The organism is Rhodococcus sp. 1163 (assembly GCF_002091985.1).
GTDB lineage: Bacteria > Actinomycetota > Actinomycetes > Mycobacteriales > Mycobacteriaceae > Rhodococcoides.
In genome coordinates, this window is the sequence record NZ_MKKX01000032.1 from 135278 (window position 1) to 155713 (window position 20436).

Annotated in this window: 23 protein-coding genes and 2 pseudogenes; 14 read left to right on the top strand and 11 right to left on the bottom strand. The window is 61.3% G+C overall.

From position 1 onward, the window contains the following. Window positions 1-63: 63 nt before the first annotated feature. Window positions 64-1065 (top strand): hypothetical protein, encoded by a 1002-nt coding sequence (locus BJD99_RS13525; protein WP_084347504.1) that lies wholly within the window; start codon window positions 64-66, stop codon window positions 1063-1065. A gap of 9 nt (window positions 1066-1074) precedes the next feature. On the opposite strand, the gene BJD99_RS13530 is transcribed toward BJD99_RS13525, so the two are convergent. Next, on the bottom strand, window positions 1075-2058 hold the full coding sequence (locus BJD99_RS13530) for an NAD(P)-dependent alcohol dehydrogenase (RefSeq protein ID WP_084347385.1): 984 nt from the start codon (window positions 2056-2058) through the stop codon (window positions 1075-1077). A 51-nt stretch (window positions 2059-2109) separates the two neighbouring features. On the opposite strand from BJD99_RS13530, the gene BJD99_RS13535 reads away from it, so the two are divergent. After that, the gene (locus BJD99_RS13535) at window positions 2110-2775 is read left to right on the top strand and encodes a TetR/AcrR family transcriptional regulator C-terminal domain-containing protein (protein WP_084347387.1); all 666 of its coding nucleotides are present in this window, start codon (window positions 2110-2112) and stop codon (window positions 2773-2775) included. Between the two features lie 163 nt (window positions 2776-2938). Here BJD99_RS13535 and BJD99_RS13540 read toward each other — a convergent pair whose 3' ends face one another. After that, window positions 2939-3688 (bottom strand): MerR family transcriptional regulator, encoded by a 750-nt coding sequence (locus BJD99_RS13540; protein WP_084347389.1) that lies wholly within the window; start codon window positions 3686-3688, stop codon window positions 2939-2941. Between the two features lie 52 nt (window positions 3689-3740). Here BJD99_RS13540 and BJD99_RS13545 point away from each other — a divergent pair, with 52 nt between their 5' ends. The 5 genes and pseudogenes from BJD99_RS13545 to BJD99_RS20985 all read left to right on the top strand — a co-directional run bounded on the left by BJD99_RS13545 (window position 3741) and on the right by BJD99_RS20985 (window position 6667). Next, window positions 3741-4019, top strand: coding sequence for a hypothetical protein (locus BJD99_RS13545; RefSeq protein WP_084347391.1), 279 nt, complete (start codon window positions 3741-3743; stop codon window positions 4017-4019). A gap of 266 nt (window positions 4020-4285) precedes the next feature. Further along, window positions 4286-4627: a hypothetical protein gene (locus tag BJD99_RS13550; RefSeq protein ID WP_084347393.1), complete on the top strand. Its 342-nt coding sequence runs from the start codon at window positions 4286-4288 to the stop codon at window positions 4625-4627. A 159-nt stretch (window positions 4628-4786) separates the two neighbouring features. Next, window positions 4787-5413 carry a DUF1109 domain-containing protein gene (locus BJD99_RS13555; protein ID WP_084347395.1) on the top strand — a complete coding sequence of 209 codons (627 nt, stop codon included), beginning with the start codon at window positions 4787-4789 and terminating at the stop codon, window positions 5411-5413. A 443-nt stretch (window positions 5414-5856) separates the two neighbouring features. Then, window positions 5857-6496, top strand: a pseudogene (locus BJD99_RS13560) (RES family NAD+ phosphorylase). Window positions 6497-6514: 18 nt separating this feature from the next. Beyond that, the gene (locus tag BJD99_RS20985; RefSeq protein WP_179142331.1) at window positions 6515-6667 is read left to right on the top strand and encodes a hypothetical protein; all 153 of its coding nucleotides are present in this window, start codon (window positions 6515-6517) and stop codon (window positions 6665-6667) included. Between the two features lie 109 nt (window positions 6668-6776). Here the strand turns inward: BJD99_RS20985 and BJD99_RS13565 are convergent, their stop codons facing one another. Beyond that, window positions 6777-8120: an MFS transporter gene (locus tag BJD99_RS13565; RefSeq protein WP_084347397.1), complete on the bottom strand. Its 1344-nt coding sequence runs from the start codon at window positions 8118-8120 to the stop codon at window positions 6777-6779. 117 nt (window positions 8121-8237) lie between these two features. On the opposite strand from BJD99_RS13565, the gene BJD99_RS13570 reads away from it, so the two are divergent. After that, on the top strand, window positions 8238-8648 hold the full coding sequence (locus tag BJD99_RS13570) for a MarR family winged helix-turn-helix transcriptional regulator (protein ID WP_084347399.1): 411 nt from the start codon (window positions 8238-8240) through the stop codon (window positions 8646-8648). Window positions 8649-9235: 587 nt separating this feature from the next. Here BJD99_RS13570 and BJD99_RS13575 read toward each other — a convergent pair. Further along, window positions 9236-10198: an oxidoreductase gene (locus BJD99_RS13575; protein ID WP_084347401.1), complete on the bottom strand. Its 963-nt coding sequence runs from the start codon at window positions 10196-10198 to the stop codon at window positions 9236-9238. A 55-nt stretch (window positions 10199-10253) separates the two neighbouring features. Here BJD99_RS13575 and BJD99_RS13580 point away from each other — a divergent pair, with 55 nt between their 5' ends. Next, complete coding sequence (locus BJD99_RS13580) at window positions 10254-10685, top strand: MerR family transcriptional regulator (protein ID WP_256895681.1); 432 nt, start codon at window positions 10254-10256, stop codon at window positions 10683-10685. 417 nt (window positions 10686-11102) lie between these two features. Here the strand turns inward: BJD99_RS13580 and gap are convergent, their stop codons facing one another. From gap to BJD99_RS13600, 4 genes are all read right to left on the bottom strand, one after another. After that, window positions 11103-12110: a type I glyceraldehyde-3-phosphate dehydrogenase gene (gene gap / locus BJD99_RS13585; protein ID WP_084347509.1), complete on the bottom strand. Its 1008-nt coding sequence runs from the start codon at window positions 12108-12110 to the stop codon at window positions 11103-11105. Window positions 12111-12127: 17 nt separating this feature from the next. Further along, window positions 12128-12706 carry a TetR/AcrR family transcriptional regulator gene (locus BJD99_RS13590; protein WP_084347403.1) on the bottom strand — a complete coding sequence of 193 codons (579 nt, stop codon included), beginning with the start codon at window positions 12704-12706 and terminating at the stop codon, window positions 12128-12130. Window positions 12707-12917: 211 nt separating this feature from the next. After that, window positions 12918-13856: a triacylglycerol lipase gene (locus BJD99_RS13595; RefSeq protein WP_084347405.1), complete on the bottom strand. Its 939-nt coding sequence runs from the start codon at window positions 13854-13856 to the stop codon at window positions 12918-12920. A 223-nt stretch (window positions 13857-14079) separates the two neighbouring features. Continuing rightward, window positions 14080-14676 carry a TetR/AcrR family transcriptional regulator gene (locus BJD99_RS13600; RefSeq protein ID WP_179142332.1) on the bottom strand — a complete coding sequence of 199 codons (597 nt, stop codon included), beginning with the start codon at window positions 14674-14676 and terminating at the stop codon, window positions 14080-14082. A gap of 134 nt (window positions 14677-14810) precedes the next feature. On the opposite strand from BJD99_RS13600, the gene BJD99_RS13605 reads away from it, so the two are divergent. From BJD99_RS13605 to BJD99_RS13625, 5 genes are all read left to right on the top strand, one after another. After that, window positions 14811-15383, top strand: a complete 573-nt coding sequence (locus BJD99_RS13605) for a pentapeptide repeat-containing protein (RefSeq protein ID WP_084347409.1) — start codon at window positions 14811-14813, stop codon at window positions 15381-15383. 456 nt (window positions 15384-15839) lie between these two features. Then, the gene (locus BJD99_RS13610; RefSeq protein WP_084347411.1) at window positions 15840-16433 is read left to right on the top strand and encodes a DUF6461 domain-containing protein; all 594 of its coding nucleotides are present in this window, start codon (window positions 15840-15842) and stop codon (window positions 16431-16433) included. A 183-nt stretch (window positions 16434-16616) separates the two neighbouring features. Beyond that, window positions 16617-17201, top strand: coding sequence for a DUF6461 domain-containing protein (locus BJD99_RS13615; RefSeq protein ID WP_084347413.1), 585 nt, complete (start codon window positions 16617-16619; stop codon window positions 17199-17201). Between the two features lie 20 nt (window positions 17202-17221). Next, the gene (locus tag BJD99_RS13620; RefSeq protein ID WP_084347415.1) at window positions 17222-17947 is read left to right on the top strand and encodes a YdcF family protein; all 726 of its coding nucleotides are present in this window, start codon (window positions 17222-17224) and stop codon (window positions 17945-17947) included. Then, window positions 17944-19200: a hypothetical protein gene (locus tag BJD99_RS13625; RefSeq protein ID WP_084347417.1), complete on the top strand. Its 1257-nt coding sequence runs from the start codon at window positions 17944-17946 to the stop codon at window positions 19198-19200. The genes BJD99_RS13620 and BJD99_RS13625 overlap by 4 nt, the downstream gene beginning before the upstream one ends. Window positions 19201-19388: 188 nt before the next feature. On the opposite strand, the gene BJD99_RS21520 is transcribed toward BJD99_RS13625, so the two are convergent. The 3 genes and pseudogenes from BJD99_RS21520 to BJD99_RS13635 all read right to left on the bottom strand — a co-directional run bounded on the left by BJD99_RS21520 (window position 19389) and on the right by BJD99_RS13635 (window position 20401). Next, the gene (locus tag BJD99_RS21520; RefSeq protein WP_373270543.1) at window positions 19389-19679 is read right to left on the bottom strand and encodes a hypothetical protein; all 291 of its coding nucleotides are present in this window, start codon (window positions 19677-19679) and stop codon (window positions 19389-19391) included. A gap of 40 nt (window positions 19680-19719) precedes the next feature. Continuing rightward, a pseudogene (locus BJD99_RS20780) lies at window positions 19720-19800 on the bottom strand (transposase); the annotation flags it as partial. Between the two features lie 178 nt (window positions 19801-19978). Then, window positions 19979-20401: a hypothetical protein gene (locus BJD99_RS13635; RefSeq protein WP_143542159.1), complete on the bottom strand. Its 423-nt coding sequence runs from the start codon at window positions 20399-20401 to the stop codon at window positions 19979-19981. Window positions 20402-20436: the final 35 nt, after the last annotated feature.

Genomic DNA, 20436 nt, shown 5'->3' on the forward strand with positions numbered 1-20436 from the left:
AAGAAAAAGATACAACGCCCCACCGACAAGAACTCGAAAGTTGCCGGGCGTAGCCTCGACGGCATGCGTCGCTCAGCTGTGTGGTTGCCGCTCGTGGCGGTGGTGTGTAGCTCGTGCAGTTTTGGATTGCAGATGGTCGGCATCGACGCGGTGTCGTTCCGGCCGCCGACGGCATCAGTGGTGGAGTCCGCGGATTGCTTGTCCCGGGACATTTATACAGCCTTGACAGGTGTGGGGCCCTGGGATCCGGGCATTGCGTCCACGGCACCGGAAGTGGGTTATCCACCTGCGGATTTCGAGCCGGTTGCGGTGGTGCGGTGCGAGCGTGGGGTCAGCAGTTCGGGTGAGATGTCGGTGGATTCGGTGCGTCTGCAGGGTGATGTGGGTGCTGTCGCGGACGCGTTCTCGGTTGGTTCGTCGCGGTATGCGGACAATATTTCGGCCAGCTGCGTCTTTGCGGTCGAGGTTCCGGCGGGGTTGTGGCTCGTTGATGATGCTGGCCAGGCCTTTCGCCCGGCGTGGCCGAGTGCTCCGTGTGGGTTTCGGGATGATCCGTTGGAACCCCTCGGAATGCTGGATGAGGTGTCGCGGTCCGTCCACCCGACGGGTGTCGCCGTCGATGCCCTGGGGTGTGGTGGCGCGTCGGGTAGCGAGTTCGAGAACACCACTACCGAGGACGTCGATGCGGCAGTGGAACGTGAGCGCGAGGGTGGCCGGGTTCGTCCGCCTGCGCTGGTGATGCCGATCAGCGATGTCGGCGGCCTGCAGGTCTGCAGGTATCCGGCCGAGCCGGCGGGGCTGGATGGTAGTTATGTCGTACCGGGATCGACACTTGCGTTGAATCGTTCCGACAGTGCAGCACTGGCGATATCGCTCGCGGATGCGCCTGTTGCACAGTCATGTTCGCTGGATGCGACGCAGATGGCGTCGACCGTTCTGTTGCGGCCTGATGGCTCGGGTGGAACTCAGGTGTCGTTCGAGCTCGACGGGTGTCGACGTGCCGTCGGATTCGATGGGTACCGGGAGTTGCCCGACGCGACCCTTGCCGTTCTGTCTCGTCCCTGACCTGCGGATTCAGATGGTGATGGCGATCTTCCCGCAGACACGTCCTGATTGCAGTTCGTCCAGTGCTGCGGGCACGGAATCGAGCGGGTAGGTGCGGTGTATGTCGGGGACGATGTGGTGGCGTTCGATGATGTCGGCGAGGCGCTCCAACTCCTCGCGCCGGGTGCGCGCTGTCACCACTGCGTAGCGCTGTCGCTTCGGGATCATGCGCGCAGCGTTGAGGAATGGCTTTTCGAAGCCTCCGGTCCAGGGGCCGCCGGTTTCGTTTCCGACGAAGACTGCTGTTCCGTCGTCGGCGAGGATTCGGCGGAGCTGCGGTAGTGGTGTGCCGCCGGCGATGTCGAGGATGGCGTCGTACGGATGTTGGGTTGTGGTGTGGTCCTCGCGCTGATAGTCGATGGTGTGCGTTGCGCCCCAACCTTTGACGATCTCGGCTTTTGCGCCGCTACACACTGCGGTGATGTCGGCGCCCCTGGCGGCAGCGATCGCGACGGCGTAGTTGCCGACCCCGCCGGACGCTCCGATGATCAGTAGTCGCGTGCCTTGTTCGACGCGAGCGGCATCGAGGGCTTGGAGTGCGGTGAGCCCGGATTCGGCAAGGACGGCGGCGTGCGCGTCGTCGAGTCCGGCGGGTGCGGGTGCGAGGGATTTTGCGTCGGCGATGGCGTATTCGGCCAGTGAGCCTTTCGCGATGCCGAATACTCGTTGTCCCACATGGAAATCGGTGACGCCTTTGCCCATGGAAACGATGTCTCCGGTGACGTCGAGGCCGGGGATGCGTCGGCGCGGGGTGCGGAGGCCGGTGAAGAGGCGCATCACTCGGGGGAGGCCGGTGAGGAGGTGGACGGTGCCGCGGGAAATGCCTGCGCCTCGCACTTGCACCAGTATCTGGCCGGGTCCGGGTGTGGGGATCGTGGTTTCGCCGACGACGAGTGTTTCGATGGTTCCGTAGCGCGGCTGCAGTATCGCGCGCATCGTGTGTGCTTGATTCATCAGCCGGCCTCCGGGAAGTTGATAACGTACAAAGTACGTTACTCTGGAACGATGGTAAAGGCACGCGCTCCACGAAACTCGCTGACGCGGGAACGCGTCGTAGCCTGCGCGGTGACGCTGGCAGATCGTGACGGCGTACCGGCGCTGACGATGAGGGCGCTCGCCGACGAGCTCGGGGTTCGCCCCATGGCGATCTACAACCACGTCGCCAACAAGGAGGACATTCTCGACGCGCTCGTCGATCACGTTTTCGGCGAGGTCTATCTGCCCGTGGCGGGCGGGGTGTGGAGTGAAGAGTTGGCGCGCAGGTCACGGTCGCTTCGGTTGACGCTGGGTCGGCACCCGTGGGCGACTGCGTTGATGGAGACGCGGGTCAGCCCGGGCGAGGCGACGTTGACCAATCATGAAGCTGTGCTCGATGTGCTTCTCTCGAACGGCTTTTCGCTGTCCGCGGCTGCCCACACTTACGCGGTGGTCGATGCGTTCGTCTATGGGTTCGCGTTGCAGGAGGCCATGCTCGCGAGTATCGACCTTCCGGGTTCGGCACCGGAGATTCGGGATGCGATGGATCTGAGAAAGTTCCCGCGGATGGCGCAGTTCGCCGGCGAACACGTGATGCAGCCGGGGTATTCGTTCGCGGACTCGTTCGAAATAGGCCTGGCGATGGTGATCGACGGCGCGGGCGCGCTTCGGGTGCCCAGCGACGAACATCGATAGACCGGCATCGGCCCAGTGCCGTTCTGCATGTTCGCGGGTCGGTTCGCTGCCGCCAGCAGAGCAGCCGAAACACGCACCCGAAGGCTGGATCATGTTGAACACGAGTGGTGTTGAAGACTTTAGTAGGTTCAGCGCCTGCGCTGGTCGACCAGGCACTTGGAGATCAGTAATCGCGAGGCGCTCCCTGCTCTGTTAATCGTTGAGTGAGGAGCTCTTCGAGGCGCCTCCACGCGGGGCTGTCGATGCCTTGATGGCCGGTGAGGATCTCGAGGGTCGCTGGGGGCGCTTTGTCGAAATCGGGAAGGTCGGAGACGAGCGTCATGTGCTCAGCGAGTAGTGCTGCTGCGTCTACGATTTGGAGGAGTCGGGGGTCGTCGGGATTCCAGTCGATTGCGTCGTCGTATTCGCGGAGCACCGTGATGTACTCCGGATCGCTCAGTAACGCGGTGCGTGTGGGAAGGATGGCTCGGGTGATGTCGGGGGCGATGGCGTAGCCCAGGATCCAACCGTCGCGGATTGCGTTCACGTGACGGTCGGACAGGCAGATTGCGCGGAGCCGTTCCATGTAGTCGATGGCTTCGGCCGGGAGGCATAGCCGCTCGGGCTGATCGAGGTGCTGTAGCCGGATCCGACGTTGCTGGAGCTGGCGGATGCGGTCGCGTAGCTCAGTATCGATCTGATCTATGTGTTCGGTGGCTGCGTCGGCGGATAGGACCGCGGGGATGCGGGCCAGCGGGACGCCGGCCTGAGCGAGGGTGATGATGCGTGTCAGGTCGATAATTGCTTGCGCGTCGTAGCGTCGGTAGCCGGAGGCGTCCCGTTTCGGTTCAGGCAGCAACCCCTTGGCGTGGTAAACACGGATTGCTTTCGTCGACACGCCTGCGTAGGTGGCGAGTTTCCCGATGGTGATCATCGATCATTCTGTACTTGACCTTGCCCCAGGGGCAAGGCTGCACACTAAGTTCATGACTGATCACGATGCCGATGCCGATGAGACGATCCTCCGTGCGCTTGCCGACGAAGGCAACGAGACCGCGCTGGATCGGCTCGCCGACCTCGCGGATGCCCGAAACGACGTGGATGCACTGAACGAACTGCTCGATGAGGGCAGCGAGCATGCCGGGCTCTTGCTGACCCGTCGCGCGGTCGAGAGCCGCGACTTGGTTGAGCTGCAACGACTGTCCGACGCCGACTGTCCGAACGCCGGCTCGGAGTTGGAACGACTCCTCGGTGACAGACCTTAGATATGACCGACCGCGTGCCCAGTCCCACCCCCGCAGCACATCGGACCGGTGCGGATGTACTCGCTCTCCGGGCTCATTGCCATAGCACCTCCGGCATTCCCGTTGATTTACGTACTCCTCCGGGGCAGTAGGCGTCGACGGTCGAATGCCTGGGATGATGGGCTGATGGCACAACGGACGATGCGGTACGAGTTCAGAAGTGGACTCTGATTAGGATCCGCGAACTACCGCGCCACCCGATCAATTGGGTTGCGGGTGCGCTCCTCTTGGCCGCGTCTGTCGTGTTCGCCAATTATAATTTCCAGGACGAAAGTTATCGGGAAGTTTTCTGGCAGTGGCACCGAGGGCCTCCTTTGATTTTGTTGGCAATGGTTGGCTTGATTTGTGAAGTGCTGTATTTGATCGGCAGGATGCGTCGAACGAGAGCGCTCATCTTGCTGCCATCGGCGATATATCAGCTTAAAAATGTGCTGTTCTTCCTGTACGCCCCGGATCCGACCTGGCTGCCAGGAATTGCAAGCGCCGCGCTGATCGTTGTCGCTGCAATTGTTGCGCTCGAAAAGCGAGGCCCGGAGATGCTGTCCGGGCCTCCGTTGCCTGCCGGATAACGTTGAATCAGAACTTAATTCGGACAATGACGGTGCGTGTAGCGTTCCATAGAATCGACGGGTGTCCAGAACTCGAAACGTGCGATATCCCATGATGGCGACGCCGGTTCACATGATTTGGACCAGCTCAGTCGAACCGCTCGCAGATATGGTGGCTTGATGACGAAGTTCCAGGCCCTGGATGAGTGGGTAGCTGAGAAATTGATCGGCGAGCCTGCATTGCGGAAGCCACCTGGCTCAATCTTCCTGGCGATTGTCTCCGCCGCCGTCATGGTGTGGATCTGTCTTCAGCGCAACTGGTGGCCTTCCCCGTTTGGGGTGTTCGCCTGGCTGGACCCTCTGCTCGTCACCCTCGCCCTGCTTTTCCTTTTCCTCGCTTTAGCCGTATTTTGGGCAATTCGCACTCTGTACGTTCTCTTGGCTGATCGTCGATGGTCCTGGTGGATCCTTCCGGCGCCGATCGGCGTAGGCGTAGGTATGGCTGCATTGGTGCTGCTACCACCGCAATCGATTCTCGGTGATCGAGCCGAATTTGAAACTGTCGCCTCGGATCTGCTGCGAACGCCCGGAACTACTCGCGAGGATTTCGAAATTGGGCCGTTCGACATAGGGTTCGCTCAGGCAACCCCGGAAGGCGAAGTCTACTTTCACGACGAGGGCAGCATTTTCCTCACCACTGTGGGATGGGTGTACTCACCCGACGGTGAACCCGCCGGGTTCGATGACTTCACCGCAACACATTTGGACGGTCCCTGGTACGAATTCACAGCCACCTGGCGAGACTGACGAGCACAATCGCAAACGCCGAGAATCGCCTAGTCGAACTCGATTCCGCGCGTGTCGAGGTTCGGCGCGACTTGGATCGACAGCGGCTTGGTGATGAGGCTTTCTACGAGCGTTTAGTCATCTTCTGAGATCTTGCGTGCAGAAGTGGACTTCACAAACGGTCATCCAGGTTCGAGTTATCGGAAGCTGAAACGGGGGTGGACCGACTCCGGAATTGAGGGATGGTCACCGACCTGGTGGCCTCCGCTCCTGTCTGCAGTGTTCACAGAGGACTAGGCGGGGGCTCCCACTCGGGGCGGCAAACTTGTTCGCACTGCTCGACCGTGGCACGTCCGGTCGCCGGCGACAGCGAGGGGAAGCATGGCCGGAGAGCCGGTCGACTCGGTGCTGCAGCTTGTCGAGGTTGGCGACTGGGTAGGTTCGTGACGTCGAATCCAAGTCCGATGCTGCCGGATTCACCTTCCCCACAAGTGCTGCGCGAGTTGGGGATCCAGGACGGTGAACTACGGGCGATTACGGCCGAGGAGGTGTGGTGGCGGGTTCATGGGACCGACGGCGACCATGTGCTGGCCTGGGAGCAAAATGTGTACCTACGGACCGCTGTTGCGCTTCGACCCGCACGCCCTACCTCTCGGCTATGACCCGATCGGTCGCGGTGTCTGGTACGGCGCATCAACTCCGGAAGTAGCTCTAGCCGACGCCTTTCAGGTAGATCGCACGATCGATCGAGAGTGCAATCGCCCCTATCTGACGGGTCTTTCGTTCAACCGACCGATCACCGTCCTTGACGTTGCGACCGATAGCGATGGAGCATGGGCGACGCGCACTGGCGGAAATTTCGCACTATCGACCGGACAGCATGCAGTCACTCAGCAATGGGCACGCCACGTCGTGGAGGCATTCCCGAACCTTGACGGACTGCGATACAACAGCCGGTTCGCCGGCGGGCCTTGCGTAGCGCTGTTCACACCTGCTGGCGCTGCAATGCCCATTCGACCAGTGCTTTCTTTACCGTTGAGTCATCCTGACCTTTCGGGCCGCATCACTGGCGCTGCAAAAAAGCTGGGCTACCTGGTGGTCTGAAGTCGCTGAGGGACGCAGGTGGCACCGTCAGCGACGACGACGCCGCCGAACTCGGCCGGCGCAGCAGCACGCGCCTACGTCGAAACTGCCGACTCCGACAACGTCGACGTCCCAGGTTGGATCCGTGACGTCGCAGCCGGCGGCAAGGTCCCACCGCCACATCAACACTGACCATCAACAGCGAAGGTCGCCGCCGCGAAATAGTGGTGGCGGCCTTCGACGCGTGCGGTGTCGGTGCGCAACGCAATACTCGCCGGTATGCAAATCCGAAACACTAATTTCATGGCCGTGGTCCGATGGTTGCCTTCGATTCGGCCGCTTTCTGGGTGACAGAAACATATATTGCACCAAGGGTGAGTGAGATTGCGGCGACCCCTGCGGCCACCGATGCGGCGTGGTCGGTGACGGGCACCAGCGCCACCGGGATGGCGAGGCCGACACTGGCACCGAGTTGTTGCAGGGTGCTCCCTATAGCCCCAGCGACGCCAGCATGAAGACCTGCGTTCTGGTTCATGGAACTGTTTGCAGTCGGCATCACACGCGAGGTGCCAAACCCCATGACGCCGAGGGCAAATAGCATGCTGAACAGGCTCATCGGGACCAATGCCAAGACTGCCTGCCCGAAGCCGATCAAACTTAAGCCGATACTGATTGCGTTCGCAGATGAGCCGAGCAGTCCGCGGCGTCCTACGAACAATCCAATTTGAATAGTCGCTGGGTAGACAAGGAAGAACGCGCCTGCTGCGAGGGGTGAGAAACCGAGATCTCGCTGGAGCGTTCCGCTGACCCAAACGAAGGTCGTGATAGTAGCCACTCCCCAGAGGAAAAGCGCAAGGTAGGCGCTCGCCCTGGCGCTATCGGTGAACAGCACGACTGGAATCAATGGAGTGCTGGAAGCCCGATCCAGGACCGAAAACACGACGATCACGATCAGCCCTGCAAGTGCGAACACAAGGGCCTCGGTCGGGTTGTCGGTCACAGTCAACGCTTGCAGCAGGGCGCCTGCACCGGCGGCAAGAATCAACCCCCGCCATGCTCCTCTCAGATGGCCCGGGGACCTTTCGGGAGAGTCCCTCGCATAGACCGAAAAGATCAGTGCTACAACAACGAACAACACGTTGACGTACATGCACCATCGCCAACCGGCGGACTCGGTCAGGATCCCGCCGAGCAGGACACCGACAGCGGTTCCACTACCCATGATCATTCCGAAGATGCCGTAGGCCCGGTGGCGATCAGCGCCGGGGAAGGCAGCTGACAATCGTGCCATCGCTGCCGGGGTCAGCACAGCGGCACCGACACCCTGAACTACCCGGGCGGCAATGAGAACTCCCGCATTGTCCGCGCTTCCCCCCACCGCTGAGGCAACCGCGAAAATGACCAGTCCGCACGTCATCATTCGTGTGTAACCCAAGGCTTGGGCAATGCGACCTCCGGTGATCATCAGCGATCCCGCAGTGAGTACATACCCCGCCATTACCCAAGTGGCTCCGGCACTCGAAAGCTCGAGGTCGGGAATCGCGCTCGGGAGTGCGAGCGCGAGGATGGTGGCATCGACCGCAACCATCAATTGAGCCGTGGCAACGCATGCAAGCACCTGCCAGGGTCTTGGTCCTTCGGTCATCGAGGCTCCTTATGTTGGTGTCACCAACGAACGGTAGGCTGTTGGTGACACCAACGCAAGGGGTATTCAATGGCCTATCAACCACCGCGCCGACTGCTGCAGACTCCCAGTTGGCTGATGACACAGACAGCGGTCACCGCTGCTCGAGCCTCACGAGAGGTGTTCGATGCGGTGGGTGCGGGCCGCTACCATTACGCAATTCTGTGCGCACTCGACGAATTCGGGCCATGCAGTCAAGCTGATGCCGGCAAGCACTTGCGCATGGATCGCAAAGACGTAGCAGACAGAATCGCTGAGTTGGAGGATTCTCAAAGTGTCACCCGTAAAGCCGATCCCGAGGATCCTCGCCGTAATCTAGTCCGCATCACCGATGCAGGGCGACGGCGAATGATCGAAATACATGACCGCTTGTCCATCGCGCAGGATGAGCTGCTCAAAGACCTCACCCCTCAAGAGCGAGCGAAGTTAGTTCACTTGTTGCAGGTCGTTCTCGGCCATCGAGCAAAGCCTTCCGCCAACGCAGACTGATTGCTCAGTCAATTCAGCTGCACTAGGCGGTCACGATCTACATCTGCACAGATTTCTCGATAAGTTCTGCGCGGTAGTCGGCCCACTGGGGCAGCTCCGTAAATCTCGATCCCGACGAAACTTGAAGGTAGAGGGGCATCAAACTGAAAGAAGTGTCATTGGGCTGGAATGGCTCGAGGTCTCACCCGAGAATCGAATTAGACTAAACGCCAAAGTCGCCGAAAATGCCTTCATCGCTGCCTATTTCCTGCTAGACCGGTCGCCGCGCAGGTTATCCTCCGGAGGGTAGAGGACGCCCGCTACCGACGAATTGACTGCAGTGTGGCCCTATCACCCGATCTTCACCAACAGAAACGTTTCCGGCGACGACCGTCACGTCAGCCGCGAACTCCATGCTGCTGCTGGAACCGTCACAGGCTGTTTGTACGCGAAAGGTCGCGGGATGACGCATCCTATCGATCCGTGACATCGCTTGAATGCCGACAACCATTGAAACGTTAGGCGGGCCAGCGGTCGAAATACCCCGGACAAGACCGGCACGACTTGCCGGTCAGCAACCGATGTAGAGCAAGTCGGATCCACTGGGGTTAGGTGAAGGCGTTGACGTCGGTAAGGGATGCGGAGAGGGTCCACAGTCGGGCGGCATCGACGGGGTCGATCGCCCACGGCTTGACGCCTCCAAGGAGCATGTCGTTGTCGATGGCCATAGAGGCGATGTCGCAGTCTTGGCAGTACGCCCCGGAAAACGCATCCAGGCCTGGAGCGGTCGCCGCCCAGACAGCGGTTGCTGCACCCTGCTCTGGAGTCTTGAACCCGTCGACCTGACGCCCATTCGGATCGATCCAGCCGAGCTCGATTTGTTCCTCTTCAGGGATGTGGCGTTGTAGGGGGGTCAGGATGCTGCCGGGATGAATCGAGAACGCGCTGATTCCCCGCGGGCCAGCGACTGCGGCGAGGTGCACGGCCATCAGCGCGTTGGCAGTCTTGGACTGCGCGTACGCCGCCCAACGGTCATAGCCACCACTGAAGTGCATGTCTTCCCACCGGATGCCGGAGAGAAAGTGCCCGGAGGAGGAAAACAACACGATGCGGGCTCGACCGGGAGTGAGAGCAGGCACAAGCCGGTTGATCAGGGCATAGTGCCCGAGGTGGTTCGTTGCGAAGTGGGCCTCCCAGCCTTCCCCGACGTGCGTTTCCGGGCAGGCCATGATGCCGGCGGCACCGAACGCGAGATCGAGGCGACGCCCCGATTCCAGATAGCGATCCGCGAACCGCTCTACGCTCGCGAGGTCCGCGAGGTCGAGTTCGTGGACCTCAACCGAGGGGATCCCAGCGACGGCCTTGGTGGCAGTGTCGACGCGGCGCGCCGCGACCACCACTGTTGCCCCCGCGTTAGCGAGCGCGCGGGTCGTCTCGAGGCCGAGCCCGGATGCACCGCCAGTGACCAGCGCGACCAGCCCGGAAAGATCGACACCGCCAAGAACATCCGCCGCGGTACTACGGGAATCGAATTGAGAACCGATGGGGTGCTGTTGTACGGGAGGTGTCATGCCCGCTGACGCTATGACCTAGAGCAGGCTCTAGGTCAAGCCGTAGACTCGCGCGGTGGAGTCCATCACCGAGGAAATGTCAATCGGCGAGGTTGCCAACGTGACGGGCTTGAGCGTGCACGCGCTTCGATTCTTCGAGCGTGAGGGACTGCTGCTTCGTGATGTCCCTAGGAGCGGGAGCTGTCATCGGGTATATGCGCCGGCGGATGTGGAGTGGTTGAAGTTGTGCAACCGTTTTCGTGCTTCGGGGATGCCGCTGGCGACCATCCGGACGTTTGCAGATCTTGTCCGGGCCGGGCCTGGCAATGAAGCCGAGCGTCTCGCGGTGCTTCGAAACCATGAGCAACATACGCGGGATCGGATTGCCTCGTTGAACGCCGACCTCCAGGTCATCCATGAAAAGGTGATCGCGTACGAGCGTCATGTTCAGGACGGGACCACTGACGGCGTGTGGGACCCCACTCAACCCCCTGCGGTGAAAGCGTAGACCGCCCGATAGTCGACGATGCCCGGTGCATCCTGATTGCGCCCCTTGACTCGTACTCGCCGAACTGTGCATTCCCGAAGCAGACCGGTACGCCATCCGAACCCGAGTAGTTCTGTGAAGCGCCACGTCAGAGACGGATCTTTAACTCCGTGCTGGAAATCGATTCGCTGTTTCCACCGAGAACTTGCAGATCCAACGAATCCTCTTGGCGGCGAGATTGATCCCGTATACACATCGATGAAGCAAATGGATCAGTCGATGATTACTCGCCCCAGAATCCGGGCACGGACGCGGTGCAGATCCGGTCTCGATTCGTTCGGGGCCGGCCGTCATCCGCGAAGCGCGTGGTGACCCGATCTTCTAGGGCTGACCCACTTTGTTGTCGGGGATGTGTTGACCTGTCGAGACCACGGTCGTTTACGGTTGAGCGCTCTCGGCGATGCGCTGGGACAGTTCGACTAGGCGGTTGGAGAATCCCCATTCGTTGTCGTACCAGGCGAAGACCTTGACCTGATCCCCTATGACTTGAGTGAGCGGGGCGTCAAAGATTGCGGAGTGAGGGTTGCCGACAATATCGGCCGACACCAGCGGTGCTTCGGAGTAGGCCAGATATGTCGACATTTCCGGGGCGGCGGCAGCACTGCGGAAGGCCGTGTTCACTTCCTCAGCGGTCACCGGTCGGCTGAGTTTGGCGGTCAGGTCAGTGATTGATCCGATAGGCACAGGAACACGCAGCGAAAGGCCGGTGAGCTTTCCATCCAGCTCGGGGATGATCCGCCCGATGGTACTGGCAGCACCGGAGGAGGTCGGGATCGTGGACAATGCGGCAGCGCGCGCCCGACGCAGGTCCGTGTGCGGAGCGTCTTGGAGGCGTTGGTCGCTGGTGTAAGCGTGAATCGTTGTCATCAAACCGGATTCGATGCCGAATGCTTCGTGTAGCACCTTCGCCATAGGCGCGAGGCAGTTTGTCGTGCAGGAGCCATTCGAGAAGATATTTCCCGCCAGGTCGACAGCGTCGTCGTTTACTCCGAGGACGATTGCGGGAACGTCGCTGTCGGCGGGTGCCGAGATGATAACCTTCTGCGCCCCTGCGGCCAGGTGTTGCCGAGCACTCGCGGTGCCCGTGAATCGGCCAGTGGATTCGATGACGACGTCCACGTTGTCATCACCCCAGGGGATACGGGCCGGCTCGCGTTCGGAGGTGACGCGGATCCGAGCGCCATTGACGACGATCGTATTTCCGTCGACATGCACACCGGCCAAGTGCCCAGAAAACGAATCCCATTCGAGGAGCGAGGCGAGGGTTGCCGCATCGGCGATGTCGTTGATTGCGACAACCTCGATGTCGGCGTTGCTGAGTAGTGCGGCGCGGAGGTAGCTGCGGCCAATTCGGCCAAAACCGTTGATCCCGATGCGAGCTGTCATTCGTGTCCCCTTGTTGATCATGACTCGGTGATGATTGCCAGTTGGGCGGCGTCGAGCAGCGAAAGTGCGCCCCTGATTGCTGCGTCCATAGGGCCTTGCTCGCCCTTGGCGCGAGCAAGCACATAGCCGCCCTGGATCACGGCGGACAGCGTTCGGGCAAGGTCGCTTGGGTCGATGCTTGTCGGTAGCTCGCCTGCGGCGATCGCGGCGGCGATCGTCTGTTCCCACCGATCGAGCATCGTGTCGAAAGCATCAGCGACGATAGCGATGAGTTCTTCGTCAGCGACGACTTGCGGGTCCTGGGTCATTCGTCCCACCCGGCAGCCCAACGTTCCTGGGCGCGGCAAAGAGAGATATTGCTTCATCCGTTTCAGCGGAGAGCCCCCTTCTTCGAGAGCGGCGGATGCGGCCGTCAGATCACCGGCAATGGTGGATAGTGCCTCGACGGCGAGTTGGTGCTTTCCGCTGAAGTGGTGATACATGCTGCCCTGGCCGACACCGGCACGAGCCATCACGTCACGTGGACTGGTTGCCGCATAACCGCGGTCCCACAGCAGATCCGCCATCGCATCCGTCAGTCGGTCTCGAGAAGTCATGCAGGGAATGTAACAACTAGTATGTACGGGTTGAAACTGCCCCCTCGGGGGATGGGCGGTTCGGTATCCCGATGCGTATCGACGCCGCCCTTCGGCGAGTATGTCCGGGGCCCGCCCGACCTCGTATTCGCATTGCGCCCTACATCCGCGGTGGCCTGGCTCGGTTCGATTGACCGCCGCCGGGACGCACTTACTCGATTGCTTTGTGCGCTCAGAAGGCCGAGCCGGACAAAGGTGCCGCTCGATCGCAGGGGACCGGCCGCGGATTCTCTGGATCGAGGGCGTTGAGCACGAAGTGGGCCGCTCGCCGGGATCCGGCGATGCCGGCGTGCTCGGTGAAGTCGACGTCGCATCCGTCCTGGACGAGGATGTTGTGAACGTTGTCGCCACCGGGCTGCAGGGCCGAGGAGTACGGGACGACGAGTTCGTCGTACTTCGTTGCGATGTTGGTGTACTCGATCTCGGGGTAGTAGTAGCCACCCTCCCGGATCGCCCGCATGAACGACGAGTCGGGATCGAGCTGGCCACACGCATGGCAGATCGGTAGGTCCTCGGTTTTCATTCCGAGTCGCCGGGCCTGTTCGAATATGAGGTCCATTCCTGCCACGGTGGTGCCGTTCCATGCGGGTGCGATCGAGATGTATTTGTCGATCTTGTCGCGGCCACCCAGATACTTCGCGTAGTAGGCAGGCAGGATCGTGCCCTGGGAGTGGCCGACGACATCCACCTTGGAGGCGCCGGTAGCGGTGAGAACTCCGTCGACGAAGGTGGCGAACTCGCTCGCGCTGTCCTCCATGTTTCCCATGCCCCCGATTGCCGTTGCAGGCCAGGGCAACCCGTCCGGTGCACCGTAGGTGAGCGCAAAAACGCAGTATCCCTCGTTCTTCAGCAGAGGAACGTATGTCCCCCAGTTGGTCTGTTGCGAGCCGCCGGTTCCGTGCACGAGCACCACTGGGTCGGGATGTTCTTCGGACGGCACGCACCCGTAGTCGTTGGAACCGGGTAGTGAGCCACCGGGATTGGTCAGCTCCGGCACGATGCCGCCGAAGAAGTCGTACGACACCGGGAGTTCCGACGCCGAGGCCTGGCCGGTTCCGGCGAACAGCAACGCAACTACCGAGCCGAGCGCCGCAATCAGTTTCCTCTGCATGTCGAGAACCTAGCCAATGCTTGATCTCATGGGGCCTGTTTGGTCAAAGAAGCGGACCATCGACTCCACGAGGGGAGCGACGACCGCACTGCCGGCACTGACCGAACTGCTCGAGGTACTTCTAACCGATGCGACAGTCAGGTATCGAAACCATCTGGACAGGAGCAGTTCTCAGTTTCCGGCAACGGGGACATGAACTCCCCGGAGTCGATCCAATTCCCGCTCAGTGTGGGGTGAGGTTTCGCAAGGCCAGACCGAGAATGCGCGGCAGGTCGTCGACTCCGTAGCCTGTCCCGGATTCGCCTGTCCGGTCGGTAATCAGGTGGTTGGACATTGCCAGCCCGTGCAACAGGACCCAGAGCAGCGGGCCGACGTCCCGGGCGTCGCCGGTGATGAGAATGTTGCTCCGCTGCGCCTCGACGACCAGTTCATGGAAATAGCTGGTGAAGTCGGTAGCGGTCTCTTTCAGCACCCGGCTCGGCTTGAACGCGTAGTCGCCTCCGAACTCGAGTCGGTAATGGTTCGGGTATTCCCAGGCGACACGGACGTAGGCAAGGCAGGCGCGGAACAGCGAGGTGGAAGCTGTCGCGGGGTCCGCTACTGCGCGCTGCATCTCCGCTTTCAAGAACGTCAGGTTCTCGGCGGCCACCGTACTGAGCAGATCGTCTTTGTCTTGGAAGTGGCGGTACGGCGCGGTCCGCGACACATCGGCGGCCGCGCCGACTGCTCGCAGTGTGACGTGAGCGGGCCCGCCCCGTGCCAAGAGGTCGCTGGCCGCGGCTATCAAGGTGCTGCGCGTGTCTCGGGTCTGTTCTTGCACCTCCTCAGGATATGAGGTTGTTGACGCTGTCAACGAGTCGCTGCTAGGTTGACGTTGTCAACTTGATGCTCGGTGGCGTTGGTTGCCCTGGTCAGGTGGTGGCCAGTCACTGTGCTTGTCCTACCGGGGGTTCAATGACATCGACAGCGCAGACGCATCTCCTCGAACTACTCCGCACGGATGTCGCGGCCTGGAATTCCCTCCGAGTCCGTGGCCTGAAGAGCGCCAGTCTCGTCGACGCCGATCTGGCAGGGGTGAACCTGGCGGGTGCAAACTTGTCGGGCGTGGACCTCACCGGTGCCGACCTGTCTGGAGCCGATCTCACCGACGCCACCCTCGCCGGCGCCGATCTGACGTCCGCCGAATTCGTCGGCACTGATCTGGCGAGGGCCGATCTCACTGGAGTGACCGCTCACGACGCCAACTTCACCGGCGCTTACCTCACGCGGGCTTGTCTGAGGGATGCAGACCTGACGTTGGCATATCTGACGTCAACCTTTCTCGGGCACGCGAATCTCGCCGGAGCGGATCTCTCTTGCGCGTACATGACCGGCGCGTACCTCGCTGACGCTGACCTGACCGGCGCCATCCTGATTGGTACCTATCTAGGCAAGGTCAACCTGACCGGCGCGAAAATCGGCACTGCTGTCCTGACCGGTGCAGATCTCACTGAGGCAACGATGCCGGACGGCACCTCGACGGATTGACGGCGATCGGCAATCGGTACAGAACTCGGTTCGCCAGCAGCCGTCCGAGCGAAGCGGTCAGGCCCAGCCCTCTGAGTGTCGACGTCAGAAACGACACACCACCCATTTGTCCCCGCCATGCTCGATGACCGACTGAACGGAACCGGCCCACCCAGGTCACCGATACAACGCTGCGCTCGCAGCTTGCACGAGCCGAACAGTCGAGAGTGTGCACCTCATACGCTCGGGGTTGCTTCCCTCATTGAGATCCGCATTCCATACAACGGCGCGTCAACGGATGAACTCGCAGTGGATCGTGAATTGGCGTTCGGGCCTTGACTGGTGCCGGAATGCAAGCGGACGTTTCTATGCTCGATGCTTACGCGTCATCCAAGAAACGGTCACAGGTATGTGAAGCCTTCTGATTACACGCGATACCGACAGGTTTGATCAGGGCAATCGACGTAGATTAGGACGATGACCGACGTGCGTTACACCGATTACGCATGGATCCGAGATAATCCATTTCTGTTCGACGAGGGATTCTGTTTGACGATCTGCACTTCAGCGACCATCGACGACGTAGCGGCAGTGCTACCGGCGGTGACCGCATCGAGTAGCGGTGATTACGAAGCCCTCACCGAATTCGCGTATGACCACGGGTTCGATCTGATCGGCGGTCTCCTTCAAGTCGATGATGCCGTCGTATTCTACGAGCCCTACGGCTACCTCGGTGACGATGCCAAGCAGTCACTATCGGTTGGTCGGACAGTGGTCAGCATCGATGGAAACCCTGCCATCAGCTACTTCAAGTTCTTCCGAGACGGGTCGACGGTCACAACGTTCGAGAAGATGTTCGCAGACTCACGGAGCGGCGAGGACCCTGATGCACTTCTTCCGCTCATGGAACGGATCGGTGGCTTTCACCTCGGTCGAGAACCTGATGAGATGCTGCCAGAGGTCGTCACCTATCACCAGGCAGCCTTCGCGCTGGCCGAGGCGATAACCGTTGTACGACTGACTCATTCGTTGCTGAGTCAGTCGCAGTACCGCATCTGTCAGTTCACCTGATCAGCAGTAGACCTTCGAGCTCATGCATTTCGCCGAGGGTGTCGACCGGGCCTAGCTCCAGGGTGTACACGTCGTAGTTCGCGGTGTCGGACATGGAGCCGACTGTAGGTCCTGTATTGCGACAAATTGTCCGGGGACTGCTGCGTGTTGGGCTGGTGCCTCTTCGAGTGGAAAGCTGTCCTGATGACGTCGACAGAAATTTCTCAGGACGATTTTGCGTGGGTCGAGGAGGACGACCGCTTCGATATGGGTTTGTGTTTCACGCTGGTGCATTCCGCTGATCCGGAGGCTGTGCTCGAGGTGTTCAATTCCGTGAACCCGAGGAAGGTGCGCCGGGCTGCGGGGATGAGTGACGACGAGTGGATGGATTCGCTCGGTGATGATGATCTGGCGCAGAGGTTTGCGGGTGTTGCCGGTGGCTGGGTGTGGGTGCTCGAGGAGTTCGCGATCAATGCGGTGTTGCCACCGCTGCCGGAGCGGTTGTCGGATGCGTTCGGCACCAGCATCACTGTGCAGTGGGATGTGAATTTGCTGTCGACGTTCGTGTACGCCGTCGATGGCGGCATCGAGCGGCATTTCGAGTTGGGGCGGGTGGCTGACCCTTCGGATCGCTCGGTTCCCGAGGGTTATCTGGATGAAGAGGACGAGATCGATTGGGACGAGTGGATGTCGGGTGGTTTGTGCATGCAGGCGCGGCTCGCGGGAGTGATTGCTCTGACGGCTGATCCGATCGAACCTTTGATCACCGAGACCTGCGGTGGGGCATAGCTGTCGGATAGGTTCGACAAATGTCCTTTGACGCACGTGCGGTTGCGCTCGGCCTCGTCGCGGTGCTCGGGCTTGTACTTCTGATCGCGGTGGTCGTTCTCGAGTTGTGGTTTTTCGTGCTGTGGGCGGCGGTGTTGTTGGTTGTGCAGCTCGCAGCGTTTGCCGTGTACGCCTTGATTTACGGACGTATCGAGCCGCCGGAGGGGAGTGCATCTGTCGTCGCGTTGGGCTGCGGGTTAGGTCCGGGCGGCAGCGTCACTCCGCTGTTGACGAGCCGGTTGGATCGTGCGCTCGGGGTGTACAACGGTCAGATCGAGGCCGGCAGCTGGCCAGCTCTGATCGTGTCGGGTGGGCAGGGGACCGACGAGTCGGTGGCCGAGGGCACTGCGATGAAGCAGTACCTCGCTGCGCGGGGCGTCGCGGAGGCGAAGGTCTTTGCGGAGACGGAGTCGCGGAATACCCGCGAGAATCTCGTGTACAGCAAGGAGTTACTGGACTCGGCGGGCCTGACATCTGAGCCGATGATTGTCGTCACCAGCGACTTTCATGTGCTGAGAACAGCAGGGCTCACCCGCGATCTGGGTATCAACGCTCATGTGACGGGGGCCAGAGCTGCCCGGACCCACTCGCGAAAGGCTTTCCTACGCGAATTCGCGGCTGTGCTGCAGCGCTATTGGAAAGCCAACGCCGTCTTACTCGTTGGCATACTTGCCTTCGTGGTCTTCCTACAGAACGTCAACGGATGAATGGGAAGCGCGCACTCGCGCATGTGACCCTGTTGGCGGGGGCGTTCGTGGCGGCGTTGACGCTGACGACAACGGTCTCGCACAACTTCGCGTTCGTCTCCGGCGGTGACCGGCTCGATGTCTTCTTCGACAGTGCCGCGTCGGCGGCGACGCTGGGTGCGATTGTTGCCGTGGTGATTGCGACGGTGGTATCACGTACCCGGAGTGCCGGTGCGGCAGCGGGATTCGGCGTCGTGCTGCTTGCGGTCGTCTCGCTCGTGCAACCGGCCGGGCAGTTGCAATTGCGGGCTCTTGCAGCGGGGCTGATTCTCGGCGGTGTCGCGGCTCTCACCGGCATGCGGGAGCGTCGAACATTGCAGTGCGCTCTGGTGGTCGGCGTGGTGTCCGCGACGGCTATGGCGGGCCCGCTGGAAAGCGAAGGCATGTCGCGTCGCTACGCCGACTACCTCGAGCCTGATGCACCGCAGACGTATCTACTGGTCGCGCTCGGTGTGTTCGCTGTCTTGTTGGCTGTGTCGGCGTCGATGAAAGCGTTCGACAAAGAACCCGAACCCGTGGACAACAAGGGTCGAGTCCTGTTGGTAGGGATAGTAATTCCTGTTGCCGGGTTGGTGCTTTACTGGCTGTTTCAGCGATCGGTGTGGAGCCTCGGGACCGGCGAGGCCATGCAGAATCGGTGGTTGCTCGGGCTTGTGGTGATCCCGCTACTGGTCGGCGCGGCGTTCGCTCTTCCTGCCGCGTCCGGGGCTGTCGTTCTCGCCGCGCTGGCGTATCTGGGTGCCGGCTCCACCGGTTCGTTCGAGATGTCGACAGCGCTCGTGTTCGTTGCGCTGTTGTTGGCGGGCTCGGTGGTCGGGTGGCGATGGCGTTCACCGATGACGGGTTTCGCGCTCCTGGCGGTGGTCGCTGCTACGGGATTGTTCACCGATCCACCGCTCGACTGGATCAACATGGGGGCCAACGTTTTCGTGCTTCCCTTCGCTGTCGGCTTGCTCTACGCTTCGCTGCTTCCTACGGATGTACCCGCCGCGACGATGTCGGTGACGACGCCGATCGCGGTGTCGATTCCGATCGTCGCCGAGTTCGGTTGGACGGCCTACACCCCGCTCACCACGATCGAGCCGACGTTCTCCCCGACCGCCTGGACGTGGACGTCCACCGCGGTGTCCGTCGGCTCGGTCCTGGCAGCAGGTGCGGCATTCGTGGTTCTGCGGCACACTCGCCGAGGAAGTTACGAGGCGCCATCGGGGTAGCTCCCCGGCGGCGCCTCACCATGCCCTCTTGACAAACTTTCCTACATATCAGTTTTCCTACATATCAACCGAGGCGGCTCATTCGAACCGCAGGTCGGCGAAGGACGGCGTTGTATCGGCGTCCCACACATGTTCGAAGGATTGTTCGACCAGTGGCCACAGGTGCTGTTCTCCGTCGTACACCGAGTTCACGACGTCGGCCCCGTCACCAAAGACCACGAATTCGTGGGGGATGACTCGTCCCGCCGCGTCTCGTCGCCCCTCCGGGTCCGGAAATCGCACAGCGACGACTTGTCCGTTTCGGCGCCACGCCGCGGGTTCGTCCGCGAGTTCGGCGAATGCACGCTCGTATTCTGGAAGCGGGCGAGTCCGTTGAACAGGCCGTGTTCGATGGCAGCGAGTATTTGTTCTCGGTGCCCGGCGATGCGACGTTGCAGTGTGACGAACGATTCGATACGGCTGCGCCGTGCCCACTGAATCCAGCGTTCGAGTGCGTCGGCGGCCCGGTCGACGGGGAGCTCCGGTGTCGTGGTCGACGACGACGGTGAGGTACTTGTGGCCGCGTTTATACGAGATCTCGTCGATCCCGATTCGTGTCAGGCCAGGCGGCAATTGTTCTGGTCGTGTTGTCGGTGTTCCAAGCTGGACAGAGTTATTTTTAAGAGCAGGCCCGCTACTCCCGCGACGATCCAGTTATCCCGATCGACAATTTCGGAGTACTCGTTCTGTGTGTGCTGGCCGCTGTCTTGATCGCCGCCGGGCCGTCACGGCCGGTCCGTCAACGTGGCATCGTCTGATTGCTGGACTTGCGCGAGGCGGCCAGCTGGTGGAAGACCGCCAGCACGAGCGCCGGTACCGTCACCGGGGCAGCGCTTGCCAGCGGCGACCACAACGATGGCGTCGACATGCCCGCGTTGTAGAAGCCCACTGCCGTCAGGACCAGCATGGTTCCTGCAGCTACCCATGACATCGAAGACCTGCAGACGACCGCGGCGACCAGAAAAAGCGCAATAGGGATCGCCAGCACGAGGACGAGCGGGAATCGGAAGTAGTCGAGTAGCGGCTGTTCACAGCTTTCTGGAGCCATCGTCAAGCCGAGTTCGCAGTTGGTTATTTGGAGCATCGGCCAGTCGGTGGCCCTTACGCCCAGCGCTACGGCGATTACTGCGAGCACGGCCCACGCGACTCGAATACCTGGCATCGCGTAATCGTCTCACGAGCGACTGTGGCTCCTCT